At 68.8% G+C, this 10564-nt stretch carries 10 protein-coding genes; 2 read left to right on the top strand and 8 right to left on the bottom strand.

All coding sequences use genetic code 11. The features are described 5' to 3' along the window. From sctJ to sctC, 8 genes are all read right to left on the bottom strand, one after another. Positions 1 to 690: type III secretion system inner membrane ring lipoprotein SctJ (sctJ, locus tag AC1DXV_RS25725; RefSeq protein WP_477936219.1), on the bottom strand; the 690-nt coding region annotated here is incomplete at its 3' end. Positions 691 to 733: 43 nt separating this feature from the next. Beyond that, the gene (locus tag AC1DXV_RS25720) at positions 734 to 1162 is read right to left on the bottom strand and encodes a hypothetical protein (protein ID WP_477872872.1); all 429 of its coding nucleotides are present in this window, start codon (positions 1160 to 1162) and stop codon (positions 734 to 736) included. 22 nt (positions 1163 to 1184) lie between these two features. Beyond that, the gene (locus AC1DXV_RS25715; protein WP_477872870.1) at positions 1185 to 1640 is read right to left on the bottom strand and encodes an HrpB1 family type III secretion system apparatus protein; all 456 of its coding nucleotides are present in this window, start codon (positions 1638 to 1640) and stop codon (positions 1185 to 1187) included. A 111-nt stretch (positions 1641 to 1751) separates the two neighbouring features. Then, positions 1752 to 2102 carry a hypothetical protein gene (locus AC1DXV_RS25710; protein ID WP_477872868.1) on the bottom strand — a complete coding sequence of 117 codons (351 nt, stop codon included), beginning with the start codon at positions 2100 to 2102 and terminating at the stop codon, positions 1752 to 1754. Positions 2103 to 2208: 106 nt separating this feature from the next. Then, on the bottom strand, positions 2209 to 2385 hold the full coding sequence (locus AC1DXV_RS25705; RefSeq protein ID WP_477872866.1) for a hypothetical protein: 177 nt from the start codon (positions 2383 to 2385) through the stop codon (positions 2209 to 2211). Between the two features lie 18 nt (positions 2386 to 2403). Further along, the gene (locus tag AC1DXV_RS25700; protein ID WP_477936217.1) at positions 2404 to 2676 is read right to left on the bottom strand and encodes a hypothetical protein; all 273 of its coding nucleotides are present in this window, start codon (positions 2674 to 2676) and stop codon (positions 2404 to 2406) included. Further along, on the bottom strand, positions 2676 to 3689 hold the full coding sequence (locus AC1DXV_RS25695; protein ID WP_477936215.1) for a hypothetical protein: 1014 nt from the start codon (positions 3687 to 3689) through the stop codon (positions 2676 to 2678). The genes AC1DXV_RS25700 and AC1DXV_RS25695 overlap by 1 nt, the downstream gene beginning before the upstream one ends. Position 3690: 1 nt before the next feature. After that, a complete protein-coding gene (gene sctC, locus AC1DXV_RS25690) occupies positions 3691 to 5790 on the bottom strand; it encodes a type III secretion system outer membrane ring subunit SctC (RefSeq protein WP_477936213.1) in 2100 nt (699 codons plus the stop codon). 283 nt (positions 5791 to 6073) lie between these two features. Here sctC and AC1DXV_RS25685 point away from each other — a divergent pair, with 283 nt between their 5' ends. Both AC1DXV_RS25685 and AC1DXV_RS25680 read left to right on the top strand, forming a co-directional pair. Beyond that, positions 6074 to 7528: a serine/threonine-protein kinase gene (locus AC1DXV_RS25685; protein WP_477936211.1), complete on the top strand. Its 1455-nt coding sequence runs from the start codon at positions 6074 to 6076 to the stop codon at positions 7526 to 7528. A 233-nt stretch (positions 7529 to 7761) separates the two neighbouring features. Further along, positions 7762 to 10425: a hypothetical protein gene (locus tag AC1DXV_RS25680; RefSeq protein WP_477936209.1), complete on the top strand. Its 2664-nt coding sequence runs from the start codon at positions 7762 to 7764 to the stop codon at positions 10423 to 10425. Positions 10426 to 10564: the final 139 nt, after the last annotated feature.

Raw genomic sequence — 10564 nt, 5'->3', positions numbered from 1 at the left:
GCCGCCGCCAAGCAGCGTGCCGGCGCCGAGCAGCAGCGACAGGCCCAGCACCGGCGACATCCCGCCGCGCTGCGCGATCGCCGCGCTGGCGAGCTCGGGCAGTGCGGCCGCGGCCACCAGCGTCACGTTGACGTTCTCGTAGGTCAGGCCCTCGACGCTGCGCACGACCAGGTTCTTGACCGTCGGCACCAGCGTGGCCACGTTCGACTCGGTGCGGTGCTTGATGAACACCGACGCGCTCGACGGCTTCACATGCTCGGCCAGCGGGTCGTTGTTCGGCAGCACCACGTGCACGCGGGCCGAGACCACGCCGTCGATGCTGGACAGCGTCTTCTCGAGCTCCTGCGACACGCCGTAGATGAAGCGCACGCGCTCCTCGGTCGGCGTGGAGATCAGGCCGTCCTTCTTGAACATGTCGCCCAGGTTGGCGCGGCGCTCGGCCGGCAGGCCGTTGGCGCGCAGCACCGCGAGCGCGCGGCCCATGTGGTCGGTCTCGACCGCGACGTTCCAGGTCTTGCCGTCGGGGCTGGCCTTGGCGGCGTCGAGGTTGGCCAGCAGCAGCACGCCCAGCATGTCGTTGGCGTCGGCCTCGGTCAGCTTCGTGTAGACGTCCTGCTTGCAGCCGGCGAGCGCCAGGGCGCAGGCGGCGAGCACGATCGCGCGCAGCAGGAAGGCCGGGGGGGTGGGGATCGACAGGGAGGTCAGCACGGGGGGCTCCTTCGGGACCGCGAGGTCACTGGTTCTTCAACAGGGTTTGCAGGCTCTTGTTCGAGCCCTGCGTGATCGAGGTGGCGATCTGCAGCTTCAGGTTCGTCACCGCGACGTTGCGGCTGACCGCCATCGACGCGGCAACCACTTCAGATGCACCCATGCCGGGCGCCGCGGCGAGGAAGTTCTCGACCTGGCCTTCGACGCGCTGCAGGTCGCCCTGCTGGCGCTCGATCACGTGCTGGATCACGTTGCCCGGGTGGCCGGCCGACGAGGCGGCATGGTCGGTGCTGCGCTGCATCAGCGACTGGAAGTTCTGCTGCATCTCGGGCGTGACGGCCGAGGGCACGGGGGCCACGCCGTGTCCGGCGCCTTGCGTCGCCTGCGAGGCCAGGGCCTGCAGCGCCTGCTCGGCGGGGTTCAGCGGGGCGACGGATGAAATCGGGTTGATCATGGTTCGTCCTCGGTGGAACGGGTCAGCAGGCCAGGCCCATCGGCGGCATCATCGACAGGTGGCTGCCGCCATGGGAATCGTTCGTTGCCTTGCGGATCTGGCGACCGGAGGCGGATTCCAGCGCATCGACGATGCCGCGTGCGGCGGCGTCCGCCGGCAGCGCGATCGCCTCTTCGGCATAGGTTTCCCACAGGCCGTCCTGCTGCACGAACAGCGTGAACGACAGCATCGCCTTGATCACCGCGTTGGTCGGGTGCCTGTGCTCGGTGCGTTCCAGCAGCGAGCGGGCGCCGGCGAAGTCGCCGGCATGGATCAGGATGCGGGCCTCGGCCGCGGCAAGCTGCGGCAGGTCCGGATGCACCGCCGACATCAGCTTCAGCACCGTGGCGACATCGTTGCGCGGCGCGATCTCGCTCGCGAGCGAGTAGACCGCGGCGAACAGATCGGTTTGCCACTTCGGCAGCTTGCGAGCGGACATGGTCGAATCCTTCAGGCCAGTTCAAAGAGTCTGGAAAGGTGGCATCGCCGACCCGATGCCCCGGGGGTAGAACAGCAGAAAAGGGCGGACGGTCGGTCCGCCATGAATGGCTTACTGCGCTGCCGACTTGAACGACTCGCCGGCCTTCTTCATGACGCTGTTCAGACCGTCGTTGATCGACGCCATCATGTTCATCTTGGCCATCGCCGAGCTGGCTTGCATCTGCATCTCGGTCATGGCTTGCGCGTCCTGCACGGCGCCGTTCAGCGACTGGCTCGTGGTGCTGACGTCGCTCCCGCCGATCGAGTTCAGGTTGTCGCCCACCGAGTTGGAGGCGTTGTTGGAGACCGCTTTCGTCGAACCGGAGGAGACCGCGTTGCTGGCTGCGCCGGAGGCGGTGGTGCCGAGGTTCTTGCCAAGGCCCAGGGCGCCGGAGCTGGAGAAGAGGTTGAGCGGGTTCATGTCGTTTCCTTTCAGGGGTGCCTTGCAGGCGGGGTGCAGCCACTTGGCAGGCTCCTTGCGGGGCCTGATCGGGAGCGGGCTGCGTTGCTCTTTCGAATGGGGTGAATCAGGTCGAGGCGATGGCCGAAGCCAGCGCGCGTTGAAGGGAGCCGTCGTCCGGCCACATGCGCGACAGCGCGGCGAAGATCGTGTCGGCGTCCTGATCGCTGCCGTGCAGCAGGCCGAGCGCCATCGTGGCGGCCAGCTTGCGGACGACCTCGAGCTCCAGGGGCTGTGCGTTCATGCGGCAGTCCTCGGGGGATCAGGCGACGAGCTCGCGGCCGTGCGTCTTCTGCCAGGCCAGCAGCACGATGCGGCGCGACGCGGCGAAGGCATCGCTCACGAGCCCGGCGAAGTTCTTCTCCTCGAAGTCCGTCGCACGCAGCTGCATCTGCTGGCTCAGCGTCTCGGCCTGCGCGAAGTACTGCGCCAGGCGGCGCGTCTTGTCGCCGGTGGTGTCGCCGTTCACGGTGGCCTGCAGCTTGTCGAAGTCGGCCAGCAGGTCGGCGGGCGGGGGGGCGAGATCGGTGCTCATCAACGGACTCCTTGGAGGGCGGTCTGACCGTTGGTCAGCACCGCATCGGGGGCGACGGTGAGCACCAGGTGCTTCACACCGTCACGGGTTTCCATCACCGACACGCCGTCGGTCGACAGGGATGACAGGACGGCCGGGCTCGCCGGCTGCGGCGTCGCAGGCTCCTCGAGCACCGCGTCGATGCGCTTGACGACCGGCGACAGGTCGGCGGTGACGCGATCGATCGCGGCCTGCGTCGCGGCCACGTCGTTGGCCTTCACCGCGTAGCCGAAGACGCCGGCGCCGCGGTAGGTGATCTGCGCGCCGGGCAGGCCGATCGCGCTGCGGATCGTCTCGGCGACATCGCTCGCCACCGACACGTGCTGCTGCAGCGGGAAGCCGGCGGGTGCGGCCTTCAGCGCGGCGTTCACCGCACGCAGCTGCTCGGCGTCGTCGAGCAGGCCGTCGATGCTCAGCGATCCCTGGGCGATGCGCACCGACAGCCGGCCGGCGGCCACCCCGTCAATCGCACGCTGCAGCGCGGCGCGGCTCATCTCCAGCGTCGGGGCCGGGGCCTCGTTGGCCCGCGTGGCCGAGACCAGCCAGCCGGCGGAGACCAGCGCGATGATCACTGCGAGCGCGCCGGGGACGGCACGGGCAGGGCGGGCCACCAGCCGTTGACGGACGGCAGCCAGGCTGCCCGACGGCGCGACGGCGCGGGTTGCGGCCAGCAGCGCGGCATCATCGGGCCAGTCGGCGCCGCTGGGGCCGGTGCAGACGCGGACACCGCTGAAGTCGACCGGGACGAAATCATCGAGGCGAAGCCGCTGCGGGCTGCCGTTCGACCACTGTGCCAGCGCGACACCGTCGGCGCCGAGGCGCAGCGTGAGGGCCGGAAACTGCCAGTCGGCAATGGAAATGTCGCATTCATCTGCTTGTCCGATCGAATGGGTTCCTGGACTCAAATCTAGGTAGGCACCGGCATGCGTGCCGCTCAGGATGCGAAGGCGTTTGTGCGCCGGCGAAGTGCTCATGTCAGCGGGCTCCCTTGGTGTCGCAACCGGTGGCCAGGCCCATGGCCTGGGCCGCGCAGCCGGCCTTCGGCGCGGCGGTCTTGCCGGTCGCCTTGCCGGTCGCCTTGCCGTTCGTGTTGGCTGCCGTCCGCGTCGTCGACGAGGCGGTGGTGGCGGCCGTGGCGGTGGCCGGTGCGCTGCTGCCGGGCAGCAGCGCGGCACGCGGCGTCAGCAGCGGCTTCAGCGTCGGGATCACGTAGCCGGGCGACAGCGCGCCGTAGGTCGTCAGCGCGGCGACGGCGGTCGGGCCTGCGAAGCCGCGCTGCGTGCTGCCGGTGCGCGGCGTCGACGAGGACGACGGCGGCGGCGCCAGCGGTGCGGGGAATTCGGGCGCGGGCGCCGGCGCCGGTGTGGGGGCGGGGACAGGCGAGGGGGCCGGTGTCGGGACGGTCGGCGTCGCCGCCGCGCGGCCGACCCCGATCACCTTCGGCGTCAGCAGGAACAGCCGTTCGCTGCGGAAGCTCGTGTTCTCGTCATGGCGGAACGCCGCGCCGAGCAGCGGGATGCGCGAGAGCCCCGGCAGGCCGCTGCGGCCCTTGCTGTTCGATTCGATCGAGATGCCGCCGATCAGCAGGCTCTCGCCTTCGCGCACCGTGGCCTCGGTGCTGATCTCGGTCTGCTTGATCACCGGCACCGAGTCGACGACCGTGCCTTCGAAGTTGCCGTCCTGGATCGACAGCGACAGCCGCACCTCGCGGTGGTCGGCGTAGGTGACGATCTGCGGCGTCACCTGCAGCGTGGTGCCGGCCTCGATGGTGAAGAGGTTGGCGTCCAGGTTGCCGGCCACGCGCACCGAGGCGACGCGCTTGTCGGTCATGGTCGCGGTGCGGTTCACGGCACCCAGCACCTTGGGGCGCGCCAGGATGTTGGCCTTGCCGGTGCCTTCGAGGGCGCGGATGCGGGCCAGCAGTTGCTTGCCGGCGTTGCCGACCAGCGTGGTGACGTTGCTGCCGGCCAGCGTGCTGCTGCCGGCGGTACCGGGCTGCCCGCCGGGGGAGCCGGGCGACACGGTCAGGCGGGTCACGCCGTCTTTCGTGAAGGTCCAGTCGACGCCGAGCGATTCGAAGGCATCGCTGCTCACGTCGATGATCGAGGCCTCGATCTCGACCAGGTCCTGGGCGATGTCGAGCTGGCGGATCAGCGTCTCGTATTCGCGCATCCGGTCGGGCAGGCCGCGCACGATGATCGCGTTGGTCGCTTCCTCGGCCTGGAAGAACGGGCGCTCGGCCTCGGCGGGCGTCAGCGCATCGCTGCTGCCCAGCTGGTTGGCGCGCACCTCGTCGTCGCGCTTGTTCGCGTTGCTGCCGCCGCCGGTCTCGGGCAGCTTCAGGCCGTAGGTGGCCTGGGCGGCGCGGGCCTTGTCGGCGCGGCCGACCAGTCCGTTGACGGCCCCCTTCAGGGCCTGGTTGCCGCCATTGGCGCCGCTGCCGCCGCCGTTGTTCGAGAACAGGCTGTTCAGCGTGCTGGCCAGGCCCGGCACCTTGGCGTTGCCGAACACGCGGTCGCCGGCCGTCGCGAAGCGCAGCGGGAACACCTGGATCGATTTGCCGACGCGGTCGTGGCCGTCGCGCTCCAGCTGCTCGAGCACCGTCGAGACGAGCTCGATGTGGCGCGGCGGGCCGTAGGCCAGCAGCGTCTGCTGGCGGTCGTCGAACTTGAGCGGGAAGCGCGCATCGCCCAGGCCCAGCGAGCCGAGCATCGAACGCACCTGCTGGCGGTCGTAGCCCCGCATGCGGAACACCCGGCTCTGCATCGCACGGGACGGGTAGACGAAGAGCGTCGTGCCGTCGAAGTACCAGATGACGCCGTAGGTGCGGGTCATCGCGTTCAGGAAGTCTTCGGGGCGGGTGTTGAAGTTCGCGTTCACCGAGCCGTCGACACCGGAGTCGACGACCACCGGGATGCCCTGGCTGGCGGCGAAGTCCTGCAGCACGTCGGGCAGCTTCTTGCCGTCGGCGCGGTAGACGAAGCGCTTGCCCGAGAAAGGCGTCGCGTCGGCGGCAGCGGCGGGCTGCAGGGCGGCGAGTGCGGCGGCGGCAATCAGGGTGGTCAGGAATCGCACGGCTTGTGTCCGGTTTCGTTGGCTGTCTGTGCCGGGTCTCGGCGTCGACTGCATGGATGCAAGTGTGGGCGGCGCACCGAGGCCGGAAGGGGCCGGATGCGAAGCCGCGGACGGTGCCGCGAAGGCCTGGCAGGCCCATTTTTTGAAAGCGGTTTCGAACGAACGTTCGCGCAGCGTGTAAGCCCGATGAAAGCGAGGTAAGAACCGAGGTGAAAGCAATTGCGAGAACGGACACGCGAGTGCTGCTTTTGTCGTGTAGCCTTGCATGGCTTCGCGTTCACACATGAACCCTCCGACCCAGCTCTCCAAGTACGCGATCAACCAGGTGATCGGTGAAGGCGCCATGGGCGTGGTCTACAAGGCCACCGACACGGTGCTGCGCCGCACCGTCGCGATCAAGACCCTGCGCCGCCCGCTGGTGGAGCAGGGCGGCGGCGGTGCACTGCTCGCGCGCTTTCGCAACGAGGCGCAGGCTGCGGCCCGCCTGATGCACCACAACATCGTCGCGGTGCACGATTACGGTGAGCACGAGTCCGAGCCGTACATCGTGATGGAGTACGTGCAGGGCTCCACGTTGAAGGAGCCGCTGCGCCGCGGCACGCGCTTCGACGATGCCGACATCGTCGGCCTGATGGCGCAGCTGCTCGACGGCCTGCACTATGCGCACGAACAGGGCGTGTGGCACCGCGACATCAAGCCGGCCAATTTGCTGTGGACCAACGACGGGCGGCTGAAGATCGTCGACTTCGGCATTGCGCGCATCGCGACGATGGGCTTGTCGCAGGTCAGCTCGACGATCGGCACGCCCGGCCACATGGCGCCGGAGCAATACGCCGGCGAGCAGGTCGACCGGCGCGTCGACATCTTCGCGGCCGGCGTGCTGCTCTACATGCTGCTGGCGGGGCGGCCGCCCTTTGTCGGCAGCAACGAGAACGTGATGTTCCAGACGCTGAGCAGCGAGCCGCTGCCGCCGTCGCGGGTGCATGGCAGCCACCGGCCGCAGTGGTTCGACCCGGTGGTCGCACGCGCGATGGCCAAGCGGCCCGATGACCGCTTCGCGACGGCGCTGGAGTTCAAGCACGCGCTGATGGCGCAGGCGAGCCAGGCGCTCGGGCTGCCGCCGATCGCGGCGATGGTGGAGGCGGGCAGCTCGTTCATCGAGCTGCAGGGCGCGGCGACGCTGCCCGACCCGCGCGCGAGCGACTGGCAGCGCGGCACCTTTGCGCTGGACACGCAGCCGAAGCCGGCGCGGCCGGCGGCATCGACGCCATCGCACTGGCATTCAGAAACGCTGCAGATGCTGGAGTCGGAGCTGGCGCAGTCGATCGGGCCGCTGGCGCGCGTGCTGGTGCAGYGCGCGGCGCGCTCGACGAGCGACCTGATGTCGCTGCGGCAATCGCTGGCCGAGCAGATCGACACCGAGGCGGGACGCGATCAATTCCTGCAGCGCACGCGCTCGCGGGCCAGTTCGTTCGGCACGCTCGGTTCGGGCGGGGGCGCGGTCGTGGCGCGGCGGCGTGCGGCCGACGACACGCTGCTGGGCGACCAGGTGATGCGCGTGGCCGAACTGGCGCTGACGCAGCACGTCGGGCCGGTGGCACGGATCATCGTGTCGCGCGCGGCCTCGCGTGCGTCATCGCGCGACGAGTTCTTCCGGCTGCTCGCGCAGCATGTCGACGATGAGGATGAGCGCGAGGAATTGATGCGCACGCTGGAGAGCAGCTCGGCGGGGCGCTGAAGCCTTCTTCTTGTCGGAATCCGAACGAGCCTCGCCATCGAATTGCGATGGATCTCCACAATTCGCGCCGTGAGGCCCGGCAGATTGTCAACAACTGTTCGCTGACCTCAAGAGGTTCTTGTCACGGTCATTTCGTTCCGGTGTAATTCGCCCACTCCGCAGTCGATCCACTCCCACGAAGAGGGTGCGACGGCGGACAAGTCAAGGTACGCAAGGTCATTCGGAGGAATGCAATGTCGAGCAGATGGGAGCGCCTGCGGGCGCTGGCGGCGCCATGGGCGTGTGCGATGGCGAGTGCGGTGATAGGGGCGATGCTGTGGGCAATGTCAGTGCCGGTGCAGGCCCAGGCGGGTCCGGGGTGGAACCCGAAGTCCGGGCACCCGGTGTCGGCCTGCTGGACGCCCACCGGCCGAGGGTTGCCGGCGAAGGTCTGGGGCGACGCGACCGGCAAAGGCCTGGACCTGGCGGCGGTGCTGGTCGAGGCCGGTCTCTACGCAGCGGACCTCAACAACTCGGTGCCGCCGAACTGCCACGCGAAATGGGTGAGCGGGCCGAACCCGCGGCTGACGGTGGAGGCAGGCACCATCGGCGGCTCGTCGTCGTCGTTCTATGTGGACGGCATGTGGACCGGCGACGATCGAGGGTCTTGCCCTGGGCCGGGCCCGTACGAGGTTCTGCAGTATGCGGCGGGCTGCGTCTGTTCCAGCAGCGGGAACTCGGCCAATGTGGGGTTTGGGGCTGACGCGCAGTGCTACTGCCGCGGCAACCAATGGTGGTCCGAGAAAACGCAGTCGTGCGAAGACCAGCCCGACGAGATCTCGCTGCCGTATGCACTGAGCCCGCCGCCGCCGGAGTGCGAGGTGTGCAAGGGCAACCCGATCCAGCCGCTGCGCGGCGTGAAGCGCGAGGTGGTGGACACGGGGCTGGCGATCGGCAACACGACGCTGCAGTTCATCTACGACAGCAGCGGCAAGATCCCCGTGGTGTGGGCAACCCCGCCGTCGGGGGGGACCAGCCTGGGGCCGCGCTACGGCCTGCTGGGCAGCCCGCTGTGGTTCGGCAACCTGCGCCGCAGCATGGGCGCGACGACGGTCAGTGCGGGCACGGCGCCGTTGCTGCCGAAGCCGACGCAGATGGATCGAGGCAACGGCGTCGTGCGCACGTTCACGAGCGTGGCCGGCGGCCCGCCGACCGCGGAGCCCGGCAACGCGGACCGGTTCGTCCCGTTGCCCGGTGGAGGCCTCGTTTACACCGACAGCATGACGAACGTGCAGGAGACCTACACGAGACAGGGTTCACTGCAGACGATGGCGTGGCATGACGGCACGCGCATCGACTTCAGCTACAGCGGCGGCGCGACCCCCACGAGCGTGGCACCGGGCTCGGGCCTGCCGATCCAGGCGGTCGACAACCGCGGGCACCGCCTGGACTTCGTGTACACCACCGGGCCGGAGGGCAGCGCGCGGCTGAGCACGATCACCGATGTGAACGGGCAGGTGACGACGCTGGGCTTCGACGGGCAGAACAACCTGGCGAGCATCACCTGGCGCGACGGGACGAGCAAGACCTTGCTGTACGAGCGAGCGGACCTGCCGTGGGCGTTGACCGGTGTCAGCGACGAGCGCGGCCTGCGCTACGCCACCTTCGGCTACGACGCGCAAGGCCGTGCGATCAGCACCGAGCATGCGGGCGGGGTGGACAAGTACGCGGTGAGCTATGGCGTGCCGCCGAGCATTCGGGCGACGGAGCAGCGCGACGGTGTCTTCGTGGCGCGGACCTATGACTGGATCGCACCGCAAGGCATGGTGATGACCGAGCCGAGCGGGCAAACCACGACCTGGAGCGCGCTCAGCCTGAACGGCAAGAACTATTTCAGCTCGCAGACCCAGCCGGCTGGGGCGGGCAGCCTGCAGAGCAGCCGCAGCCAGGCGTACGACGCGAACGGGAACATCGCGAGCCGGGATGATTTCAACGGCAAGCGCAAGTGCTACCTGAACGACCTGGTGCGCAACCTGGCGCTGGCGGCGGTCACCGGGGTCGACCAAGGCCAGGACTGCGCGGCGGTGACAGCAGCGAACGCCCCGCTGCCGACTGGTGCGCTGAAGACCAGCACGCAGTGGCACCCGGACTGGAGCCTGCCCATCAAGGTGGCCGAGCCCGGGCAGATCACGATCAACGTCTACAACGGCCAGCCGGATCCGCTCGCCGGCAACGCCATCGCGAGCTGCGCGCCGGCTGAGGCCACGCTGCTCGATGGCCGGCCGACAGCGGCACTGTGCAAGCAGGTGGTGCGGTCGACGACCGATACGGACGGGCACCTCGGGTTCGGCGCAGCGCTGCAGCCGGGCGCCATCGACACGGTGCGCACGTGGACGTATGACGCGACCGGCCGGGTGCTGACCGCGAACGACGCCGATACCGACACGACGACCTTCGCGTACCACGCCGAGACGAACGCCGACCACCAGAGCAGTGACCTCAAGTCGATCACCACCTCACTCGGCAAGGTGACGACGTTCGACCGCTACAACCGCTACGGCCAGGTGCTGCAAAGCACCGACCCGCAGGGGATCGTGACGGTGAACACCTATGACCTGCGGCAGCGCCTGCTGACGAACACGGTCGGTGGCGAGACGACGACGTATGCGTACGACGCAGCGGGTCAGTTGAAGAAGGTGATCTTCGACAACGGCACATGGGTGGGCTTCGACTACGACGATGCACACCGGCAGATTGCAGCCTACGACAACAAGGCCAACCGCATCGACTACGTGCTCGACAACGCCGGCAACCAGACCGACCAGCACGTGAAGGATCCGGCAGGTGCGCTCAAGCGTGGCCTGGCACGGGTGATGGACGTACTGGGCCGTGCGCAGCAGAGCAACGGCAGGGAGTGAGAACATGAAGAAGACGATGAAGCACAACCTGATCGCCGCGGGTGCTGCGGCCTTGCTGACCCATGCAGCGACGGCCCAAGTTCCTCCTCCACCGGTGTCACCGACGCCAGTGGCGACGTACGAATACGACGCTGAGGGC

Source organism: Rhizobacter sp. P3_C12 (assembly GCF_056402735.1).
This window is presented reverse-complemented; position numbering and strand designations above follow the sequence as displayed.